Annotated in this window: 23 protein-coding genes; 13 read left to right on the forward strand and 10 right to left on the reverse strand. The window is 64.2% G+C overall.

Going from position 1 to position 20,958, the window contains the following annotated elements; translation table 11 throughout:
* Positions 1-75: 75 nt before the first annotated feature.
* Positions 76-1,101, reverse strand: a complete 1,026-nt coding sequence (locus C4S70_RS13030; protein WP_104008551.1) for a TRAP transporter substrate-binding protein — start codon at positions 1,099-1,101, stop codon at positions 76-78.
* A gap of 205 nt (positions 1,102-1,306) precedes the next feature.
* Here C4S70_RS13030 and paaG point away from each other — a divergent pair, with 205 nt between their 5' ends.
* Genes paaG through C4S70_RS13050 form a run of 4 tightly spaced genes read left to right on the forward strand, consistent with a single transcriptional unit; the run spans position 1,307 to position 4,455 of the window.
* Positions 1,307-2,092, forward strand: a complete 786-nt coding sequence (paaG, locus tag C4S70_RS13035) for a 2-(1,2-epoxy-1,2-dihydrophenyl)acetyl-CoA isomerase PaaG (protein WP_104008552.1) — start codon at positions 1,307-1,309, stop codon at positions 2,090-2,092.
* Positions 2,093-2,100: 8 nt separating this feature from the next.
* Positions 2,101-2,526 (forward strand): hydroxyphenylacetyl-CoA thioesterase PaaI, encoded by a 426-nt coding sequence (gene paaI, locus C4S70_RS13040; protein WP_104008628.1) that lies wholly within the window; start codon positions 2,101-2,103, stop codon positions 2,524-2,526.
* A 17-nt stretch (positions 2,527-2,543) separates the two neighbouring features.
* Positions 2,544-3,854 carry a phenylacetate--CoA ligase PaaK gene (gene paaK, locus C4S70_RS13045; protein ID WP_104008629.1) on the forward strand — a complete coding sequence of 437 codons (1,311 nt, stop codon included), beginning with the start codon at positions 2,544-2,546 and terminating at the stop codon, positions 3,852-3,854.
* A 4-nt stretch (positions 3,855-3,858) separates the two neighbouring features.
* The gene (locus C4S70_RS13050) at positions 3,859-4,455 is read left to right on the forward strand and encodes a TetR/AcrR family transcriptional regulator (RefSeq protein WP_104008553.1); all 597 of its coding nucleotides are present in this window, start codon (positions 3,859-3,861) and stop codon (positions 4,453-4,455) included.
* Positions 4,456-4,458: 3 nt separating this feature from the next.
* Here the strand turns inward: C4S70_RS13050 and C4S70_RS13055 are convergent, their stop codons facing one another.
* Positions 4,459-5,118, reverse strand: a complete 660-nt coding sequence (locus tag C4S70_RS13055) for a HigA family addiction module antitoxin (RefSeq protein WP_104008554.1) — start codon at positions 5,116-5,118, stop codon at positions 4,459-4,461.
* A 166-nt stretch (positions 5,119-5,284) separates the two neighbouring features.
* Here C4S70_RS13055 and C4S70_RS13060 point away from each other — a divergent pair, with 166 nt between their 5' ends.
* Complete coding sequence (locus C4S70_RS13060; protein WP_104008555.1) at positions 5,285-5,617, forward strand: hypothetical protein; 333 nt, start codon at positions 5,285-5,287, stop codon at positions 5,615-5,617.
* A 96-nt stretch (positions 5,618-5,713) separates the two neighbouring features.
* On the opposite strand, the gene C4S70_RS13065 is transcribed toward C4S70_RS13060, so the two are convergent.
* The 8 genes from C4S70_RS13065 to pcaF all read right to left on the reverse strand — a co-directional run bounded on the left by C4S70_RS13065 (position 5,714) and on the right by pcaF (position 11,844).
* Positions 5,714-6,472, reverse strand: a complete 759-nt coding sequence (locus tag C4S70_RS13065; RefSeq protein ID WP_104008556.1) for a Phenylacetic acid catabolic protein — start codon at positions 6,470-6,472, stop codon at positions 5,714-5,716.
* Positions 6,473-6,483: 11 nt separating this feature from the next.
* Positions 6,484-7,560 carry a 1,2-phenylacetyl-CoA epoxidase subunit PaaE gene (gene paaE / locus C4S70_RS13070; protein ID WP_104008557.1) on the reverse strand — a complete coding sequence of 359 codons (1,077 nt, stop codon included), beginning with the start codon at positions 7,558-7,560 and terminating at the stop codon, positions 6,484-6,486.
* Between the two features lie 66 nt (positions 7,561-7,626).
* Entirely contained in the window at positions 7,627-7,995 is a 369-nt protein-coding gene (locus tag C4S70_RS13075) for a nuclear transport factor 2 family protein (protein WP_104008558.1), read from the reverse strand.
* A 13-nt stretch (positions 7,996-8,008) separates the two neighbouring features.
* Positions 8,009-8,473, reverse strand: a complete 465-nt coding sequence (gene paaD / locus C4S70_RS13080; RefSeq protein ID WP_104008559.1) for a 1,2-phenylacetyl-CoA epoxidase subunit PaaD — start codon at positions 8,471-8,473, stop codon at positions 8,009-8,011.
* A 90-nt stretch (positions 8,474-8,563) separates the two neighbouring features.
* Positions 8,564-9,331, reverse strand: coding sequence for a 1,2-phenylacetyl-CoA epoxidase subunit PaaC (paaC, locus tag C4S70_RS13085; protein ID WP_104008560.1), 768 nt, complete (start codon positions 9,329-9,331; stop codon positions 8,564-8,566).
* Positions 9,331-9,615 carry a 1,2-phenylacetyl-CoA epoxidase subunit PaaB gene (paaB, locus tag C4S70_RS13090; protein ID WP_104008561.1) on the reverse strand — a complete coding sequence of 95 codons (285 nt, stop codon included), beginning with the start codon at positions 9,613-9,615 and terminating at the stop codon, positions 9,331-9,333. The genes paaC and paaB overlap by 1 nt, the downstream gene beginning before the upstream one ends.
* 18 nt (positions 9,616-9,633) lie before the next feature.
* Positions 9,634-10,626 (reverse strand): 1,2-phenylacetyl-CoA epoxidase subunit PaaA, encoded by a 993-nt coding sequence (gene paaA, locus C4S70_RS13095; RefSeq protein ID WP_104008562.1) that lies wholly within the window; start codon positions 10,624-10,626, stop codon positions 9,634-9,636.
* A 15-nt stretch (positions 10,627-10,641) separates the two neighbouring features.
* Entirely contained in the window at positions 10,642-11,844 is a 1,203-nt protein-coding gene (gene pcaF / locus C4S70_RS13100; RefSeq protein WP_104008563.1) for a 3-oxoadipyl-CoA thiolase, read from the reverse strand.
* Positions 11,845-12,131: 287 nt separating this feature from the next.
* Here pcaF and secE point away from each other — a divergent pair, with 287 nt between their 5' ends.
* The 8 genes from secE (at position 12,132) to rpoB (ending at position 20,915) form a co-directional block, all read left to right on the forward strand.
* Entirely contained in the window at positions 12,132-12,329 is a 198-nt protein-coding gene (gene secE, locus C4S70_RS13105; RefSeq protein ID WP_104008564.1) for a preprotein translocase subunit SecE, read from the forward strand.
* Positions 12,330-12,539: 210 nt separating this feature from the next.
* On the forward strand, positions 12,540-13,073 hold the full coding sequence (gene nusG, locus C4S70_RS13110) for a transcription termination/antitermination protein NusG (protein ID WP_104008565.1): 534 nt from the start codon (positions 12,540-12,542) through the stop codon (positions 13,071-13,073).
* Between the two features lie 122 nt (positions 13,074-13,195).
* A complete protein-coding gene (gene rplK / locus C4S70_RS13115) occupies positions 13,196-13,621 on the forward strand; it encodes a 50S ribosomal protein L11 (RefSeq protein WP_104008566.1) in 426 nt (141 codons plus the stop codon).
* 1 nt (position 13,622) lies between these two features.
* Positions 13,623-14,321, forward strand: coding sequence for a 50S ribosomal protein L1 (gene rplA / locus C4S70_RS13120; protein WP_104008567.1), 699 nt, complete (start codon positions 13,623-13,625; stop codon positions 14,319-14,321).
* A 12-nt stretch (positions 14,322-14,333) separates the two neighbouring features.
* Positions 14,334-15,245 (forward strand): glycosyltransferase family 2 protein, encoded by a 912-nt coding sequence (locus tag C4S70_RS13125; protein WP_104008568.1) that lies wholly within the window; start codon positions 14,334-14,336, stop codon positions 15,243-15,245.
* A 301-nt stretch (positions 15,246-15,546) separates the two neighbouring features.
* A complete protein-coding gene (gene rplJ / locus C4S70_RS13130) occupies positions 15,547-16,065 on the forward strand; it encodes a 50S ribosomal protein L10 (protein ID WP_104008569.1) in 519 nt (172 codons plus the stop codon).
* Positions 16,066-16,145: 80 nt separating this feature from the next.
* Positions 16,146-16,523 (forward strand): 50S ribosomal protein L7/L12, encoded by a 378-nt coding sequence (rplL, locus tag C4S70_RS13135; RefSeq protein WP_104008570.1) that lies wholly within the window; start codon positions 16,146-16,148, stop codon positions 16,521-16,523.
* A 255-nt stretch (positions 16,524-16,778) separates the two neighbouring features.
* Positions 16,779-20,915 carry a DNA-directed RNA polymerase subunit beta gene (gene rpoB / locus C4S70_RS13140; RefSeq protein WP_104008571.1) on the forward strand — a complete coding sequence of 1,379 codons (4,137 nt, stop codon included), beginning with the start codon at positions 16,779-16,781 and terminating at the stop codon, positions 20,913-20,915.
* Positions 20,916-20,958: the final 43 nt, after the last annotated feature.

Below are 20,958 nucleotides of genomic sequence, written 5' to 3' on the forward strand. Positions count from 1 at the left end.
GGGGCTCTCCCGGTTGCGCGTGGGGAAACGGAATGGGGCCGGCAGCGTCCCGCCGGCCCCGGTCTGTCGGCCGTCTTACTTGTAGGCGGCCATTTCGGACTTGATCATGTCATAGGCGGCCTGGGCATCGACGCCCTTTTCGGCCACTTCGGCGATCACCTTGTCGCGCACCTTGGCGGCGATTTCGGCGAACGCCGCCTGGTCGGCCTCGGAGGCGACGTTGATCGAATTGTCGCCGGCCTCCATCGTGGCGTCACGGCCGATCTGGTCGATCTCGTCCCAGATCTTGCCGATCTCGCGGCTCAGCGGCTCGCCAAAGACCTTTTCCTCCAGCGCCTTCTGGATGTCGTCGGGCAGCGCGTCAAAGGCGTCCTGGCTCATGATGAAGGCGAACGACCCGCGATAGAGACCGCCGGGCATCTCGTAGACGTTCTTGGCGACCTCGGTCAGCTTGAAGCCCTTGCGCGATTCGAACGGCATCACCACGCCGTCTGCCGCGTTCGAAGCCAGCGTTTCATAGACCTTGGGCGCGGGCACCTTGATGCCGGTCATGCCCAGCGCATCGGCCACGTCGGATCCCACGCCGCCCGGTACGCGCACCTTCATGCCGTTCATGTCGGCCAGCGAGGTGACCTTCTTGTTCGAATGCAGCTGCGCCGGGCCGTGGGTGTGCAGCGCGACGACCTTGAGCCCGCGATGTTCGTCGGCCTTCTTGAGATACTTCTCGTAAGCGCGCCAGTAGGCGACCGAAGCCGCCTCGGCCGAACCTTCGTAGCCGGGCAGTTCGATCAGCTTGGTCGTGGTGAACCGGCCCGGCTGGTAGCCGTGGAAGATGATCGACAGGTCGGCGGCACCGTCCATGATCAGGTCGGGCTGCGCCGGCGGCGGGGCCATGCCCAGCTTCAGTTCGGTGGTCACGCGGCCGCCGGTGGCCTCTTCGACCATCTCAGTGAACTTGGGCCACATCTTGGCGTTTATGCCATGCGTCGGCGGCGCCCAGCTGGAAATGATCAGTGTATATTCGGCCGCCGCGGCAACGGTGCCGGCCACGGCCAGCGCGGCGCCGGCCAGCAGGGCGGAGAGCTTCGAGAATTTCGCCATGGATCGTATCCTCCCAGTTTGATGGCGTGTGAATGATCCCCGGTAGTGGTTGAAATTGTAACCATCAACGGGGGCCTGTTCTGATGTCCCGAATGTTCGGGACGCGGTTTCCTCCTGCGAAGAATCGGGTGTTGCGAGTTATTTATTGACCAACCGTTCGGTTTATGCAAGGAGTTTATCGAAACAATCCAAAAGCGTTGACCCCATGTCTGACACGATTCTTGCGCAAGATCACGGGAATTGGGTGGAAATCACCTTGAATCGCCCGGACCGTCTGAACAGCTTCAATGACGAGATGCACCTGGCGCTGCGTGCCGCGATCGAAAGGGCGCGCGATGAAGGCAAGCGCGCGATCCTGCTGACGGGGGCGGGGCGCGGGTTCTGCGCCGGGCAGGATCTGGGCGACCGCGATCCGCGCAAGATGGACGGCCCGCCTGATCTGGGCAACACGGTGCGCACCTTCTATGCGCCGCTGGTTCGGCTGATCCGGTCGCTGAATTTCCCCGTGATTTGCGCCGTGAACGGCGTGGCCGCCGGGGCGGGGGCCAATATCGCGCTGGCCTGTGACATGGTTCTGGCCGCCGAAAGCGCCAAGTTCATTCAATCCTTCGCCAAGGTGGGCCTGATCCCCGACACCGGCGGATCGTGGCACCTGCCGCGGCTTTTGGGCGAGGCGCGCGCCAAGGGGCTGGCCTTTACCGCGCAACCCTTGCCGGCGAAACAGGCCGAAGAGTGGGGCCTGATCTGGAAGGCCGTGCCCGATGACCAACTGATGGACGAGGCCCGCGCGCTCGCCGAGCAATTCGCCAACGGCCCGACGCTGGGCTATGGCATGACCAAGCAATGCATCCAGGCGGCGGCGGTCAACACGCTTGAGGATCACCTGGAACTGGAAGCCGACGCGATGAAGACCTGCGGCGAAAGCGCCGATTACGCCGAAGGCGTTGCCGCGTTTCTTGAAAAGCGCGCGCCGCAGTTCCGGGGCGAATGATGGATGCGATGACGCCGCAGGAACGCGCCAGACGCTCGGCTCAGGCCATGTGGGCCGAGGACAACGCCTCGAAATGGGCGGGGATGGAGATCACCCATATCGACGAAGGCACCGCGACGCTCGAGCTGACGGTCGAGCCGCATCACTGCAATGGGCACGGTATCTGCCACGGCGGCGTGACCTTCATGCTGGCCGACAGCGCCTTTGCCTTTGCCTGCAACAGCCGCAACCAGTCCACGGTCGCCCAGCACAACGTGATCAGCTTCATCGCGCCGGGGCGGCAGGGCGATCGGCTGCGGGCGGTCGCGCGCGAGGTCAGCCTGACCGGTCGCAGCGGCATCTATGACGTGACGGTAACCAATCAGGACGGCACCGTGATCGCCGAATTCCGCGGCATGTCGCGGGCGATCAAGGGCCAATTGTTCAAGGAATGAAAGGTGCGGAGGACGCCATGAAAGACCTGACCCCTCGCAAGGAAGACCTGGACCCGATCGAGATCGCCTCGATCGACGAAATTCGCGCGTTGCAGCTGGAGCGCCTGAGGTGGTCGGTGCGGCACGCCTATGACAACGTGCCGATGTATCGCCAGCGCTTCGACGAGGCAGGCGTGCATCCCGACGATCTGCAGCAGCTGTCGGACCTGGCCAAGTTTCCCTTTACCTACAAGAACGACCTGCGCGACAATTATCCCTTTGGTCTGTTCGCCGTGCCGCGCGAGCAGATCATCCGCATCCACGCCTCCTCCGGTACCACCGGCAAGCCGACCGTCGTGGGCTATACCCGCAATGACATCGACAACTGGGCGAATCTCGTGGCCCGGTCGATGCGCGCCAGCGGCACCCGCCCCGGCGACATCGTGCACATCGCGTATGGCTATGGCCTGTTCACCGGGGGTCTGGGCGCGCATTACGGGGCCGAACGGCTGGGCTGCACAGTGGTACCGGTGTCGGGCGGGATGACCGAACGGCAGGTCCGGCTCATCAACGACTTCAAACCGACCACCATCATGGTCACGCCGTCCTACATGCTCAACATCCTCGAACAGTTCCACAAGATGGGGCTGGACCCGCGCGAAAGCTCGCTTCAGGTCGGAATTTTCGGGGCCGAACCCTGGACCGATGCGATGCGGAAAGAGATGGAAGAAGCATTCGACATGCACGCCGTGGACATCTACGGCCTCAGCGAGATCATGGGGCCGGGTGTCGCCAACGAATGCGTCGAAACCAAGGACGGGCCGGTCATCTGGGAGGATCACTTCTACCCCGAGATCATCGATCCCGAAACCGGCGAGGTTCTGCCCGATGGCGAACTGGGCGAGCTGGTCTTTACCACGCTGACCAAGGAAGGGCTGCCGATGATCCGCTATCGCACCCGCGACCTGACGCGGCTGTTGCCGGGCACGGCGCGCTCGATGCGGCGGATGGAGAAGATCACCGGGCGGTCCGACGACATGATCATCCTGCGCGGCGTCAACGTCTTCCCCAGCCAGATCGAGGAACAGCTGATGGCGACCGGCGGGCTGGCGCCGCATTACCAGATCGAGCTTTACAAGTCCGGTCGCATGGACGCGATGCGGGTCTATGTCGAGGCCAACCCGGATGCCGCTGACGAACTGAGCAAGACCGCCGCGGCGCGGATGCTGACCAAGCGGATCAAGGACAATGTCGGCGTCTCGACCGAGATCATCGTCGGCGATCCGGGGTCCGTCGCGCGGTCTGAAGGCAAGGCCAAGCGTGTTGTCGACAACCGGGACAAGGGGTAGGCCCTTGGCCAGGACGATTGCAAAGGACCACGACCAGAAGCGCGCGCAGATCCTGAAATCTGCCGCGCGGGTCTTTGCGCGCGAGGGGTTTGACCGCGCCTCCATGACCCAGCTCGCGCGCGAATGCGGGATCTCCAAGGCGAACATCTATCACTACTACGACAGCAAGGATGCGATCCTGTTCGACATCCTCGACACCTACCTGTCGGGGCTGCGCGATCTGATCCTGTCCACCGACACCGAAGGGCTGGATCCCGAGGCGCGGTTCCGTCGCGTGGCGCGCGACATCCTGAATGCCTACAAGGGATCCGACGACGAACACCAGGTGCAGATAAACGCGCTTTCGGCGCTGCCCGAAGAGCAGCAGGAACAGCTGCGCGCTTATCAACGGGACATGGTGCGGTTCATGTCCGAGACGATCAAGGCCGCCGCACCGCAGGCGATCGGCGCGGACCGGGCCAAGCTGCGCGCGATCACCATGTCGGTTTTCGGAATGCTGAACTGGTATTTCATGTGGAGCGCCGATGCCGACACCGCAGCGCGCGAGGCATATGCCGAACTGGTCTGCGACCTGACGCTGAACGGCGTGCGGGGGATGTGACCGCTACAGCCCCGCGATGCGCGGCTTGATGCTGCGCCGGATTTCCTCGCCGACGCTGTGGCGGGTGCGCTCGAGGTCATGTTCGAGCTGCAGCCGGATCCAGAAATCGGGCGCCGTGCTGAAATAGCGCGCCAGCCGCAGCGACAGTTCCGCCCCCACCGGTGACTTGCCCGCCAGAACGTCCGTGATCCGGCCTTCGAACACTCTGATCGCATGGGCCAGCTCCTGCGGCGTGATCTTCAGCGGCTTCAGATATTCCTCCAACAGCACCTTGCCCGGCGGCGGGCACAGGAAGACCGGTTCGGCCGGCTCTTCCACGATCGGCTCCAGTTGCATCTCGGTTGGGTATCCGGCTGCTTTCCACGCCTCGATCCCGCCGGTCATGTGAATCACGTCCTCGTGCCCTTCCTTCAGCAGCATCTTCCCGGCGGCCTCGGACCGTTTGCCCACGGCGCAATGCAGCACCACCTTCTTGCCGGGCAGGGTGGGGAACATGTCCGGCTCGAAGCTCGACAGCGGCAGCAGAACCGCCCCCGCGATGTGTTCTTTTTCGTATTCCGAGGTTTCGCGCACATCGACCAGAAGGATCTCGTTGCGCTCCAGCCAGTCGTTGACCTGATGAACATCGGCGGCCTGCACCGCGGATTTCGGGGCATCGGACATGGGGCCATTCCTCTTGCGGCGCAAAGAGCGTGTTGCCGGCATTGTCCCCCATCGGCTGACCGCTGGCAATGGGTAGGACCCGCGACCTGCGACAGAAATCATCTCGATAAACCGAGTCGGAGCGAGTATTCTGTTCGCTCAGAAACGTCGAGCAAGGAGAGAACGCATGATGCGCGGAATTCTGGCCGCTGCGGTGCTGGCTGTCGCGGGCGCGGCCACACACAGGGCCGAGGCAGGAACGGCACTTGGTTTCGGCTTTACATATGTTTTCGACGGCGACCTGACTGCCGGTGTGCGGGTGTTTTCCGATGACAAGCCTGATCGCGTCGCGTTGTCCGCCGGAATGGACTACAAGTTCGCCACCAGAGCGCTTCGCCCGAATGTCGGAGCGGCCTATCTCAAGAAGAACTATTACCTCGATCTGGGTGTGGGCTACGATTTCGGCACGTCGCTGATGGACTTTGGCGTCGGTGCCGGCGCGACCGCGAACATGCGGTAGGCTTGGAGCCGAGGGTGCGCGCGGTCGCGGCTTTGCGCAGACCTCGATCCGCGAAAACGGCCGCCCCGGACAGGGGCGGCCCTTGTCGTGTCGGTTTCAGCCGGCCTTCAGGTCCAGCCGCTCCAGCACCGCGCCGGCCTCGGCCGTCCAGCGGTTGCGCAGCTCCGCGTTCGAGCTGTGGCGCAGGCCCCAGCCCTTGAGCGTGTCGAACTTCTTGGACTCGGCCGAGCCGAAGCTTGCCGCCACGCGCGGCCACCAGTAATCGACCGACGCCTGGATCGCCGTCTTGTCGCCGTCCTCAAGCAGTTTCGCCAGCCCTTCTTCGGCCAGTTCGGCGTGATGCGCCTCGATCGGGGCGATGGCGCGGAAGGCATCGGCCAGCGGCTGATAGGAAACCATGGAGAATTCGGCCATCTGCACCACCACGGCCCGGCCCATCAGCAGGTTCATCACCACCGCGTCGGCCCAGCCCTGAAGCGGGTAATTGAACACCGCCAGCCGCATGTCGTGTTCGGTCCGGGTGGCGCCGATATCGGCATCCCGCTCCAGCCGCGCGGTCCAGGGGTGGTGGGTGGCGTAACGCGCGGTGTCGGCGCCGAACTCGCCCATGATCCGCAGCACGCGGTCGGCATTGTCGGTCTTTTCCAGCACGATCCTGGCGGCGGCGATGCGCTCCTTGATGCCGGGGCCTTCGTTGATGATGTCGGCAAAGCCCGCCGCGCCGGCCAGTTCGCTGTCCACGAAGGTGGCCATCAGCTTCAGCAGTTCCGCGCGATAGCGCGGCGGCACGTTGGTCGGGTTGGTCAGGACGCCGCCCTGCGCCAGATAGCTTTCGATGCTCATGTCTTCGGCCATGTGTCCCTCCCTCACTGGTCGTAATCGACCACGACCTTGTCCGTCAGCGGGAAGGACTGGCAGCTCAGCACATAGCCCTTCTCGACCTCGTAATCTTCCAGCGCGTGGTTGGCGACCATCTCGACCTCGCCCTCCAGCACCTTGCAGCGGCAGGTGGAGCAGACCCCGGCCTTGCAGGCATAGGGCGCGTCGATATTGTTTTCCAGCGCCGCATCGAGGATCGAGACGTCCTTGCCCATGGTGATGGTCTGCGTCGCGCCGTCCAGCGAGATTGCCACCGTGGCCTGGTTGGCGCTGCTGGCGGAGCCCTTGGACGCGACCTTGCGCTTCAACCGGCCCGGCTGGGCGCTGGCGAACAGTTCGAATTTGATCTGGCCGTCATCCAACCCGTGATCGCGCAAGGCTTTCGCGATGCCCAGCATCATCTGTTCGGGGCCGCAGATGAAAGCCATGTCCACATGTTCGATGTCGATCCAGCCCGACTTGAACAGCTGGGCGCATTTTTCCTCGGTCACCATGCCGGTGAACAGATCGATCTCCTGCGCGTCCTGTTCGAGCACGTGGATGACGTTGAACCGGCCCATGTAGAGGTTCTTGAGATCCTCCAGTTCCTCGCGGAACATGATCGAGTTCACGCCCTTGTTGGCATAGACCAGCGTGAAGTTCGACTTCGGCTCGGTTTTCAGTGCGGTCTTGATGATCGACAGGATCGGCGTGATGCCCGAGCCGCCGGCAAAGCCCAGATACTGGTTCTCGTTCTCGGGGTTCAGGTCGGTGTGAAAGCTGCCCATCGGCGGCATCGCCTGCAGCGTGTCGCCGACCTTGAGCTCTTCGTTCGCCCAAGTTGAAAAGGCGCCGCCATCGACTTTCTTGATGCCGACCTGAAGGATGCCTTCGTCGGTGCCGGCGCAGATCGAATAGGACCGGCGCAGTTCTTCGCCGTCGAAATCGCGGCGGAAGGTCAGGTATTGCCCGGCGAGAAACTTGAATTCCTCGGCGGCCCCGTTCACGGGTTCAAGCGTGACGACGACCGCATCGCGGGTCGTCTTGTGGATGTCTGTGACCCTCAGGTCGTGGAAACGCGCCATCGGTGCCTCCCAAAGCTGCGTTCTGTTACGGTCTGCGGCCGGCCCGGCGGGCCCGGTCGCGGTGAGTCAGTCGCGGTGATAGAGTTTCGCGGTGATGGTCCAGTTGCCGTTCGGCATCAGGACCAGGTGAAAGCGGTTGACGAAGGACATGCCGCCCCAGAGCCCGTCCTCGAGCACTGTCGCCTCGGCGGTGCGGCCTGTGACCTCGACCGAGGACACGCAGGCGCGATAGTCCGGCCCGCAGGCGGTTTCCGACGCGCGTTTGACAAAGCCATCCGGCCCGCCGACCAGCAGTTCGTCCCCGAACCAGCCGGCGACCACGGCCGAAGGGTGGAACAGGCTGGCCAGCAGCTCTCCGTCGCTGTCGCGGGTGCCGCGGATGTAGTCCTCGAGCACGTCGCGCACCGCGTTCGCGTCATCCACTCTTCCACTCATCTCGCGTCCTCCCTCAGATGCACTTGAAGTATTCGAACGGTTCCAGGCAGTCCCGGCAGCGCCACTGCGCCTTGCAGGGGGTCGATCCGAACTGGCTGAGCTTTTCCAGGTCGGCGCCCCCGCAATGCGGGCAGCGGTCCGGCCCGCCTGCGGGCTGGGGTGGGGCGATGCCGTATTTCTCCAGCGCCGCACGGCCCTTTTCGGACAGCCAGTCGGTGGTCCAAGGGGGCGACAGCTGCTGGCGAAGCTCCAGCTTTTCGATCCCCCGGTCGCGCAGGGCGGTTTCGATGTCCATGTTGATCACCGACGTCGCCGGGCAGCCGGAATAGGTGGGCGTGACCTGCACGACCAGCGTGTCGCCCTCCCACGCGACATCACGGATGACGCCCAGATCCATCAGCGAGATCACCGGGATCTCGGGATCGGGAACCGCATCCAACCATTCCCTGATCTGATCGACGCTTGGTTTCTCCGTCATGGCCTCAGCCCATGTCTGACCCGGGAACCGGAGCCGAACGGCGCCCCGGTCCCGACCGTTGCACTGTGCCCCGCGCCGGGCGGGGCAGCGTCACCACTCGCAGCCCGGATAGGCCCTTTGCAGCCACTGCATCTCGCACAGCAGATGGCCCAGATGCTCGGTGTGCATGCGCCCGTCGCGGCCGCCCTTGTGGACGTAGTTGCCCGCCGGGATGGCCAGGGTCGCCTCGTCCAGCACGCGGCCCACCAGCGCGTCGTATTCGTCGCGCAGGTTGGCCGGATCCGGCGCGATGCCGGCCGCCGCCATCGCCAGGTCGATTTCGTCGCTGGCGAACATCTCGCCCACATAGGGCCACAGATAGTCCAGCGCTGCCTGCATCCGGTTGTGGCTTTCCTCGGTGCCGTCGCCGAGGCCCACCACCGTGCCCGAGGAGCGCTCGACGTGATAGGCGGCCTCTTTCGACGCCTTGGCTGCGATCGCGGCGATGCGCTCGTCGGTGCTCTTCTGCAGATGCCCCAGCATGATCGACGACCACGCGTCATAGAGGAACTGGCGCATCATGGTGCGGCCGAAATCCCCGTTGGGCAGCTCGACCAGCAGCACATTGCGGAAATCCCAGGCGTCGCGCAGAAAGGCCAGATCGTCGGCGGATTTGCCTTCGCCCTGCACCTCGCCGGCATAGCCCAGCCACATCTGGGTCTGGCCGATCAGGTCCAGCGCCGTGTTGGCCAGCGCGATGTCCTCTTCCAGCACCGGGGAATGGCCGCACCATTCGCTGACCCGGTGGCCCAGGATCAGCGTGTTGTCGCCCATCCGCAGCAGGAACTGATAGAGCTTGTCCTTGTCCACCTCGGCCATCACATGTGCCCCACTTCTTCCGGAATGTCGAAAAACGTCGGGTGGCGGTAGATCTTGCTCTCCGACGGTTCGAACAGCGGGCCCTTTTCGCTGGGCGAAGAGGCGGCGATGTGTTTCGCCTCGACCACCCAGATCGAAACGCCCTCGTTGCGGCGGGTATAGACGTCGCGCGCGTTCAGGATCGCGGTTTCCGCATCAGGCGCGTGCAGGCTGCCCACATGGCGGTGCGCCAGCCCGTGCTGGCCGCGGATGAAGACTTCCCAAAGGGGCCATTCGTTTTTCATGTCTCTTCCTCCAAGAGATTACTCGGCCGCGACCTTGCGCGCCGCTTTCTTCCGGGCATGTTCAAGCAGGCCCTCGCGCACCCAGGCGCCGTCTTCCCAGGCCTTCCGGCGGTTTTCCATCCGGTCCGCGTTGCAGGGGCCGTTGCCCTTGATGACGTTGAAGAACTCGTCCCAGTCGGGCATAGCGAAATCGTAGTGGCCGCGTTCCTCGTTCCACTTGATCGTGGGGTCGGGACGCTCCAGCCCCAGATAGTCGATTTGCGGCACCGTCTGGTCCACGAACTGCTGGCGCAGCTCGTCATTGGTCTTGACCTTGATCTTCCAGGCCATCGACTGCTCGGAATGGACCGAGTCCTTGTCCGACGGCCCGAACATCATCAGCGCCGGGAACCACAGCCGGTTGACCGCGTCCTGGGCCATCTTCTTCTGTTCGGGCGTGCCAAAGGCCATCTTCATGATCGCCGAATAGCCCTGGCGGGCGTGAAAGCTCTCTTCCTTGCAGATGCGGATCATGGCGCGCGAATAGGGGCCGTAGGAGGTGCGCTGCAGCGCCACCTGGTTGATGATCGCCGCGCCATCGACCAGCCAGCCCACCGCGCCGATATCGGCCCAGTTGAGCGTGGGATAGTTGAAGATCGACGAATACTTCATCTTGCCTTCGTGCAAGAGTTCGATCAGCTCGTCGCGGCTGACGCCCAGGGTTTCGGCCGCGCTGTAGAGATAGAGCCCGTGGCCGGCCTCGTCCTGCACCTTGGCCAGCAGGATCGCCTTGCGCTCGAGCGTCGGCGCGCGGGTGATCCAGTTGCCCTCGGGCAGCTGGCCGACGACTTCGGAATGGGCGTGCTGGCCGATCTGGCGGATCAGCGTGCGCCGATAATCCTCGGGCATCCAGTCCTTGGGCTCGATCTTGACGTCATTGTCGATCTTGTCCTGAAAATGCTGTTCTTCGGGCGACATCTCTTCGCGCGTCTTCACGCGGTTCGATGCCGTCTTGACCATCTGGGCATACATCTGGACGCTCCTCCTTTATACGCGTTCTATGATCAGGGCCGCGCCCTGTCCGACTCCGACGCACATGGTGCACAGCGCATAGCGCCCGCCGGTGCGTTTCAACTGATAGGCGGCGGTCAGCACCAGCCGCGCCCCCGACATGCCCAGCGGATGGCCGATCGCGATGGCGCCGCCATTGGGGTTCACATGGGGCGCATCGTCCGGCACGCCAAGCTCGCGCAGAACGGCAAGGCCCTGGGCCGCGAAGGCTTCGTTCAACTCTATCACATCCATCTGTTCGATGGTGAGACCCGTCCGCGCCAGAAGCTTGCGGGTGGCGGGAACCGGGCCGATGCCCATGACGCGGGGCTCGACCCCGGCGGTGGCCATGCCGACGATCCGGGCCATCGGGGTCAGGCCGTTCCTTGCCGCTGCGGTCTCGTTGGCAATGAGCAGCGCCGCAGCGCCGTCGTTCACGCCCGAGGCATTGCCGGCCGTCACCGTCTTGTCGGGGCCGTTGACGCCCTTGAGCTTGGCCAGCTTCTCGACCGTGGTGCCGGGGCGGGGGTGTTCGTCGGTATCGACGATGATGGGATCGCCCTTGCGCTGGGGCACAGTCACCGGCGCGATTTCCTCGGCGAACAGCCCCGCCTTGTGCGCCGCCTCCCACCGCGCCTGACTGCGGGCGGCAAAGGCGTCCTGATCGGCGCGGCTGATATTGTAGACCTCGGCCACGTTGTCGGCGGTCTGCGGCATGGAATCCGTGCCGTATTTTTCGTGCATCTTCGGGTTGACGAAGCGCCAGCCGATGGTGGTGTCATAGACGGCGTTGGCCCGGGAAAAGGCGTTTTCCGCCTTGGGCATGACGAAGGGCGCGCGCGACATGCTCTCGACCCCGCCGGCGATGCCGAAGTCATAGTCGCCGGCACGGATCGCTCGGGCCACGGTGCCGACCGCGTCCATGCCGGACGCGCACAGCCGGTTGACGGTCGAACCCGGCACGCTGACCGGCAGCCCCGCCAGAAGCGCGGCCATGCGCGCCACGTTGCGGTTGTCCTCGCCCGCCTGGTTGGCATCGCCATAGACGACGTCGTCGAGGCTCTCCCAATCCACCTGCGGGTTGCGCTCCATCAGTGCCGCGATCGGAACCGCGGCCAGATCATCCGTGCGAACCGAAGACAGCGCGCCGCCATAGCGGCCGATCGGGGTGCGCTGGGCGTCGCAGATGAATGCATCCATACCGTGAAATCTCCCTTGTGTCCGGGCATCAATAGACGACCGAATGGTCGGTTTAATATCCCGGCTTCCGATTCGCGGCAAGAAAAATGTTACGCAGAGCTCGGAGCTGCGAAAACGTTGTAACATGACCTTGCCGGCCGTCGCCCGACGGCAGGGTCAGCATGGACCGGCGGACCGCGGCGATGCATGCCATTCGCAAGTTTCGCGGCGTCACGCCCGCCTTGAAAATGCCCCAAGACCCGGTTATGTGCCGAAAAACGACACTCATACCCAGGGGCTAATGACCGATGGCCACGACCAATCCGATCCAGTTCATCCAGCAGGTCCGCGCCGAGGCCTCCAAGATCGTGTGGCCGACCCGGCGCGAGGTGCTCCTGACCACGGTCATGGTCGTGATCATGGCGGCGCTGACGGCGGCCTTCTTTGCCTTGGTGGATCTGCTGATCCGCACGGGGCTTCAGGGCATTCTGGGCATGTTCGGCTGATACCGGCCGCGCGGCCGGTGTTGCCCGCCCTCTTGATCAATCGGTGAATGGCGGGTAGGTGACCCGCAGGTTACGGGACGGGCGTGCGGCGATTCGAGTTGCGCGCCGCTTTTTGTTCCGGAATGTGGTGGTCGGTCCACCGAAGGAAACACTAGGGATTATTGGCGCCCGGCGCGGCGCGCGCCAGCAGATACGAAGGACGGCAGGTTCATGGCGAAACGGTGGTACTCGGTCAGCGTGCTCTCGAATTTCGAGAAGAAGGTCGCTGAACAGATCCGGCAGCTTGCCGCCGAGAAGGGTCTTGAGGACCAGATCGACGAGGTTCTGGTGCCCACCGAAGAGGTGATCGAGGTGCGCCGCGGCAAGAAGGTGACCACCGAGCGCCGCTTCATGCCCGGCTATGTGCTGGTGCACATGGAGATGTCGGACGAAGGCTATCACCTGATCAATTCGATCAACCGCGTGACCGGGTTCCTTGGGCCCCAGGGTCGCCCGATGCCGATGCGCGACGCCGAGGTGAACCAGATCCTCAACCGCGTCCAGGAGGGCGAAGAGGCGCCGCGCACCCTGATCCACTTTGACGTGGGCGAGAAGGTGAAGGTCAACGACGGTCCGTTCGAGGATTTCGAAGGGATGGTCGAAGAGGTCGATGACGATAACCAGAAACTGAAGGTGACGGTCTCGATCTTTGGCCGGGAAACCCCGGTCGAACTGGATTTCGCTCAGGTCACGAAACTGGCCTGACGCGAAGCGCGCCGCAAGGCGCATGAGCCGTGGGAGGCGAGGGGGCCGCGGCCCCCGGACCGGACCACACAACGCAGAACCCGAGGGGCGCGCCCCGAGGGTGTTGGAAAGGAGACAGGCCAATGGCCAAGAAGCTCGCAGGCATGCTGAAGCTGCAAGTGCCCGCCGGCCAGGCGAACCCGTCCCCGCCGGTGGGTCCGGCGCTGGGTCAGCGTGGCATCAACATCATGGAATTCTGCAAGGCGTTCAACGCCAAGACCGCCGACATGGAGCCCGGCGCGCCTTGCCCGACCGTGATCACCTATTACCAGGACAAGTCCTTCACGATGGATATCAAGACGCCGCCGGCGTCCTACTATCTGAAGAAGGCGGCCAAGGTGAAGTCGGGCGCGCACAACCCCGGCCGTGAAACCGTCGGCACGGTGACCGTCGCGCAGGTGCGCGAAATTGCCGAGGCGAAGATGAAGGATCTGAACGCCAACGACATCGAATCGGCGATGCAGATCATCCTGGGCTCTGCCCGCTCCATGGGTATTGAGGTGAAGTAAGATGGCGAAGGTTGGAAAACGCATGCGTGCCGCGCGCGAGGCTTTCGCCGGCAAGGAAAACGTCACCGTCGAAGAGGCCGTCCAGCTGATCAAGGAAAACGCGAACGCCAAGTTCGACGAGACCCTCGAGATCGCAATGAACCTGGGCGTCGATCCGCGTCACGCCGACCAGATGGTCCGCGGCGTGGTCGGTCTGCCGAACGGCACCGGCAAGGAGGTCCGCGTGGCCGTCTTCGCCCGTGGCCCCAAGGCCGACGAGGCCAAGGAAGCGGGTGCGGACATCGTCGGCGCCGAGGATCTGATGGAGCAGATCCAGCAGGGCAAGATCGACTTTGACCGCTGCATCGCGACGCCCGACATGATGCCGATCGTCGGCCGTCTGGGCAAGATCCTGGGTCCGCGCAACCTGATGCCGAACCCCAAGGTCGGCACGGTGACGATGGATGTCGCGGACGCTGTGCGCAAGGCCAAGGCCGGCGAGGTGCAGTTCAAGGTCGAAAAGGCCGGCGTGGTTCACGCAGGCATCGGCAAGGTGTCGTTCGACGCCGAGAAGCTGGCCGAGAACGTGCGCGCCTTTGTCGATGCGGTCGCCAAGGCCAAGCCGGCGGGTGCCAAGGGGACCTATCTCAAGAAGATCTCGCTGAGCTCGACCATGGGTCCGGGCGTCAGCGTGGACGTGGCCGACGCCACCGGCGAATAAGCCGGCGGCCCCATGCAGGCAGAGTGGCGCGTCGCCGCGATCCTGAACGAAAGCCTGGCCGATACCATGCGCTTTGCCGCGTGGTATCTGGCCGAGGGCGCGCACTCGCTGCTGCTGTTCTTTGACAATCCCCGGGATCCCGCCATCGGGATCCTGGGCGATCATCCCCGGATCGAATGCGTGCCCTGCACGCCGGCGTTCTGGGAAAGCATCGGCATTCGGCCCGATGCGCGTTTCGTCAAGCGCCAGAACGCGGCGCTGACTCATGCCTATCGCAACACCGACGAACCCTGGTTCCTGAACGTCGATGCCGACGAGTTCCTGCATGTGCGGGGGCGGTCCATTGGCGCCTTTCTCGCCGATCAGGACGACGGCACCGAGGCTGTGCGCGTGGAAACGGCAGAGGCAGTCGCCGCGCCAAGCCGTGCGCGGGCGCAGTTCCGCCTGCCGATGCCGCGCGATGCGGCCAAGCGGGTCTACCGCGATAACGCCCATCTGTTCGGGCCGCGCCGAATGGGGCTGATCGGCCATCCGCAGGGCAAATCGGCGACGCGGACGGGGATCGAGGGCGTTCAGGTCCGCCAGCACTGGGTGGAGCGCCGCCGGGAGATCGTGAACGAACGCCTTGTGGGCCGTACCGAGGGCTGCTTTCTGCTGCACATGATCGGTCTGGACTACGACACGTGGCGGGCCAAGCTGGAATGGCGTTCGGCCTCGCGCGGGTTCACGGTGCCGCTGACCGAACGGATTGCCGAGGCGATGCGGTCCGACGACCCCGAGTCCCGGTTGCGCGAGCTGCACGCGGCCATGCATGTGATGGATGACGCGGCGCTTGCGCGACTAGAGGCAGAGGGCGCGCGTTTCGAACTCGACTTCGACCCGGATGCCCGCGTGCGCCAAGTATTCGGTGCTGAACCGGCCTGATGTCCGCCGGTTTCCGCCGGGGCGTGGATTTTGTCCTTGGCATCGGGGCCGATTCACCCTAATCAGGCCCGCGAGGTAAAGCGTGCGATTCGTCGTGCGCTTTATTTCATTTCGTCCAAGACGGTGGGTGGCCGCAGCCGTGGCCTTAATTTCCTGCCCGAGACGGGAAAGACCAGATTGGCCAGAGGGCATTCCTTCGGGCGGATCTTGGCTCAGCCCCGTAAAACGGACCTGAACGTCGGGCCTGGCCCGGCAGACTTGAGCCGGGGCGCATCCCGCGTCCCAAACTTGGAGTGAAACTGTGGATAGAGCCCAGAAAGAGAAAGTGGTCGAGGAACTCGGCCAGATCTTCGAAAGCTCTGGCGTCGTGGTGGTTGCCCACTACGCGGGTCTTACAGTTGCCGAAATGCAGGACCTGCGCGCGCGTGCACGCGAAGCGGGCGGGGCCGTGCGTGTTGCCAAGAACAGGCTCGCCAAGATCGCCCTGGAAGGCAAGCCATGCGAACGCATCGGCGAGCTGCTCACGGGCATGACCGTTCTGACCTATTCCGAGGATCCCGTGGCCGCCGCCAAGGTGGCCGAGGGTTTCGCCAAGGAGAACAAGAAGTTCGAGATCCTTGGCGGGGCAATGGGTGAGAACTTCCTGGACCGGGCCGGTGTCGAGGCCGTGTCGAAGATGCCGTCGCGCGAGGAGCTTATCGCTACCATCGCAGGCATGATCGGTGCGCCCGCTTCGAACATCGCCGGCGCCATTGGCGCACCTGCAAGCAACATCGCAAGCATCCTTTCGACCATCGAAGAGAAGGCGGAAGCCGCGTAAGCGACGGCAATGGAACGATCCGCGTCCGGCAGGTTGCCCGACGTTGGAATACACACACTGGAAACGGAAAGAGCTGAACAATGGCTGATCTGAAGAAACTGGCCGAAGAAATCGTTGGCCTGACCCTCCTGGAAGCCCAGGAACTGAAGAACATCCTCAAGGAAGAATATGGCATCGAGCCCGCCGCCGGCGGCGCCGTGATGGTTGCCGCTGCCGGTGGTGACGCCGGTGGCGCCGCCGAAGAGGAAAAGACCGAATTCGACGTCGTTCTGAAGAACGCCGGCGCTTCCAAGATCAACGTGATCAAGGAAGTCCGCGCCATCACCGGCCTGGGCCTGAAAGAGGCCAAGGAGCTGGTCGAAGCCGGCGGCAAGATCAAGGAAGGCGTCTCGAAGGACGAAGCCGAAGAGATCAAGGGCAAGCTGGAAGCAGCTGGCGCCGAGGTCGAACTGGCCTAAGGGGGACGGGCGCCGCCCGGCGCCCATCGCACCTGCAAATACAGGCTGGGCCCGGAGCAGTCCGGGCCCAGCCGAACCTGTCTCGGCAAGGGCTTGTGCCCCAAGCGCTTTCCAAGGCGGGGTTCGCGGATCGGGAAGGTCGCCATTCGGGAAGGCGGCCGCGGATAGATCCGGACCTGCTGTCTCGAATGGTCAGAAGCGCCGGAGCCCGGCGGCGGTTCTGACCGGTGAGAACTGATAGAGGTGACCTCTGACATGGCGCAAAGCTTCATTGGCCAGAAACGTCTTCGCAAATACTATGGCAAGATCCGCGAAGTGCTGGAGATGCCGAACCTCATCGAGGTTCAGAAGTCCTCCTACGACCTGTTTCTGAAATCCGGCGACGGCCCCGAGCCCCGGGATGGCGAGGGACTCAAGGGCGTGTTCCAGTCGGTTTTCCCGATCAAGGACTTCAACGAAACCGCGGTGCTCGAGTTCGTGAAATACGAGCTGGAGAAGCCGAAATACGACGTGGAAGAGTGCCAGCAGCGCGACATGACCTACAGCGCGCCGCTCAAGGTCACCCTGCGCCTGATCGTGTTCGACGTGGACGAGGACACCGGCGCCAAGTCGGTGAAGGACATCAAGGAGCAAGAGGTGTTCATGGGCGACATGCCGCTCATGACGCCGAACGGCACCTTCATCGTCAACGGCACCGAGCGCGTGATCGTCAGCCAGATGCACCGCTCCCCCGGCGTGTTCTTCGACCACGACAAGGGCAAGACCCATTCCTCGGGCAAGCTGCTGTTCGCCTGCCGCATCATCCCGTATCGCGGCAGCTGGCTCGACTTCGAATTCGACGCCAAGGACATCGTCTATGCCCGTATCGACCGGCGCCGCAAGCTGCCGGTGACGACGCTGCTCTATGCGCTGGGGCTGGACCAGGAAGGCATCATGGATGCCTATTACGACACTGTGACCTACAGCCTGCGCAAGCACGAGGGCTGGGTCACCAAGTTCTTTCCCGAGCGTGTCCGCGGCACCCGTCCGCCCATGGATCTGATCGACGCCGCCACGGGCGAGGTGATCTTCGAGGCCGGCAAGAAGGTGACCCCGCGCGCGGTCAAGAAGCTGATCGACGAGGGCAAGGTCACCGACATTCTGGTGCCGTTCGATCACATCGTCGGCAAGTTCGCGGCCAAGGACATCATCAACGAGGAAACCGGCGCGATCTATGTCGAGGCCGGCGACGAGCTGACGCTGGAATACGACAAGGACGGCACGCTGATCGGCGGCACCGTCAAGGATCTGCTGGATGCGGGGATCACCGAGATTCCGGTTCTGGACATCGACAACGTCAATGTCGGCCCCTACATCCGCAACACCATGGCGCTGGACAAGAACTACAACCGCGAAACGGCGCTGATGGACATCTACCGGGTGATGCGCCCGGGCGAGCCGCCCACGGTCGAGGCCGCCGAGGCGCTGTTCGACACGCTGTTCTTCGATCCCGAGCGTTATGACCTCTCCGCCGTTGGCCGGGTGAAGATGAACATGCGTCTGGCGCTGGACAAGCCCGACACCCAGCGCACGCTGGACCGCGAGGACATCGTGGCCTGCATCAAGGCGCTGGTCGAGCTGCGCGACGGCAAGGGCGAGATCGACGATATCGACCACCTCGGCAACCGCCGGGTGCGTTCGGTTGGCGAGCTGATGGAGAACCAGTATCGCGTGGGCCTTCTGCGCATGGAACGCGCGATCAAGGAGCGCATGTCGTCGGTCGAGATCGACACCGTCATGCCGCAGGATCTGATCAACGCGAAGCCGGCCGCGGCGGCGGTCCGCGAATTCTTCGGCTCTTCGCAGCTGTCGCAGTTCATGGATCAGACCAACCCGCTGTCGGAAGTCACCCACAAGCGCCGTCTTTCGGCACTGGGGCCGGGCGGTCTGACGCGGGAACGCGCCGGGTTCGAGGTGCGCGACGTGCACCCGACCCATTATGGCCGGATGTGCCCGATCGAAACGCCGGAAGGTCCGAATATCGGCCTCATCAACTCGCTGGCGACCTTTGCCCGCGTCAACAAGTACGGCTTTATCGAAACGCCCTACCGCGTGGTCAAGGACGGCAAGGTCACCGACGAGGTGCACTACATGTCAGCCACCGAGGAGATGCGCCACACCATCGCCCAGGCGAACGCGTCGCTGGACGAGGAGGGCCGCTTCGTGAACGAGCTGGTTTCGACCCGGCGGGCCGGTGACTATACGCTGGCGCCGCGCGACCAGGTGGATCTGATCGACGTGTCGCCGAAGCAGCTGGTTTCGGTGGCCGCCGCGCTGATTCCGTTCCTTGAAAACGACGACGCCAACCGCGCGCTGATGGGCTCGAACATGCAGCGTCAGGCGGTGCCGCTTCTGCGGGCCGAGGCGCCGCTTGTCGGCACCGGCATGGAAGGCAAGGTCGCCATCGACTCGGGCGCGGCCATCCAGGCCCGCCGCGGCGGCATCGTGGACCAGGTCGATGCGCAGCGGATCGTGATCCGCGCCACCGAGGATCTGGAACTGGGCGATGCGGGCGTTGACATCTACCGGATGCGCAAGTTCCAGCGGTCGAACCAGAACACCTGCATCAACCAGCGTCCGCTGGTGAAGGTGGGTCAGAAGGTCGAAAAGGGCGAGGTGATCGCCGACGGCCCCTCGACCGACCTGGGCGAGCTGGCGCTGGGCAAGAACGTGGTCGTCGCCTTCATGCCCTGGAACGGCTACAACTACGAGGACTCGATCCTGATCTCGGAACGGATCGCCTATGACGACGTGTTCACCTCGATCCATATCGAGGAGTTCGAAGTCGCCGCGCGCGATACCAAGCTGGGGCCGGAAGAGATCACCCGCGACATCCCGAACGTGGGCGAAGAGGCGCTGCGCAACCTCGACGAGGCCGGCATCGTCTATATCGGCGCCGACGTGCAGCCGGGCGACATCCTCGTGGGCAAGATCACGCCCAAGGGCGAAAGCCCGATGACGCCCGAAGAGAAGCTGCTGCGCGCAATCTTTGGCGAAAAGGCGTCGGATGTGCGCGACACCTCGCTGCGCGTCAAGCCGGGCGATTTCGGCACCGTGGTCGAGGTCCGCGTGTTCAACCGCCACGGCGTGGAGAAGGACGAACGCGCCCTGCAGATCGAGCGTGAAGAGATCGAGCGCCTCGCCCGCGACCGCGACGACGAGCTGGCGATCCTCGAGCGCAACATCTATGCCCGCCTGAAGTCGATGATCCTGGGCAAGACCGCCGTGAAGGGGCCGAAAGGCGTCAAGGCGGGGTCCGAGATCACCGAGGAGTTGCTGGAAACGCTGACCCGTGGTCAGTGGTGGCAGCTGGCGCTGGGCGAAGAGGCCGACGCGCAGGCCGTCGAGGCACTGCACGAACAGTACGAGGCGCAGAAGCGCGCGCTGGACGCCCGGTTCGAGGACAAGGTCGAAAAGGTCCGTCGCGGCGACGATCTGCCGCCGGGGGTGATGAAGATGGTCAAGGTCTTCATCGCGGTGAAGCGCAAGCTGCAGCCGGGCGACAAGATGGCCGGCCGTCACGGCAACAAGGGCGTGGTTTCCAAGGTCGTTCCGGTCGAGGACATGCCGTTCCTGGCCGACGGGACGCCGGTGGACATCTGCCTCAACCCGCTGGGCGTGCCGTCGCGGATGAACGTGGGCCAGATCCTGGAAACCCACATGGGCTGGGCCGCGCGCGGTCTGGGGCTCAAGATCGACGAGGCGCTGCAGGAATACCGCCGCTCGGGCGATCTGACCCCGGTGCGCGAGGCGATGCGCCACGCCTATGGCGAGGACGTCTATGAAGATGGCCTCGCGAACATGGACGAGGACCAGCTGATCGAGGCGGCGTCCAACGTCACCCGTGGCGTGCCGATCGCGACCCCGGTCTTCGACGGCGCCAAGGAGGCGGACGTGAACGACGCGCTGGTGCGTGCGGGCTTTGATACCTCTGGTCAGTCGATCCTGTTCGACGGCCGGACCGGCGAACAGTTCAGCCGTCCGGTGACCGTGGGCATGAAATACCTGCTCAAGCTGCACCACCTGGTGGACGACAAGATCCACGCGCGCTCGACCGGCCCCTACAGCCTGGTCACCCAGCAGCCGCTGGGCGGCAAGGCCCAGTTCGGCGGTCAGCGCTTCGGCGAGATGGAGGTCTGGGCGCTCGAGGCTTACGGCGCCGCCTACACTCTGCAGGAGATGCTGACGGTGAAGTCGGACGACGTGGCCGGACGGACCAAGGTCTACGAGTCGATCGTCAAGGGCGAGGACAATTTCGAGGCGGGCGTTCCCGAGAGCTTCAACGTGCTCGTCAAGGAAGTCCGCGGCCTCGGCCTGAACATGGAACTCCTGGATGCGGAGGTCGAGGAATAGGGGCGGCGATGCCCCCGCGGGAGGGCGCGGTCCTGCGCCTTCC

Origin of the sequence: Jhaorihella thermophila, from assembly GCF_900108275.1 — a bacterium.
Classification (GTDB): Bacteria; Pseudomonadota; Alphaproteobacteria; order Rhodobacterales; family Rhodobacteraceae; genus Jhaorihella; species Jhaorihella thermophila.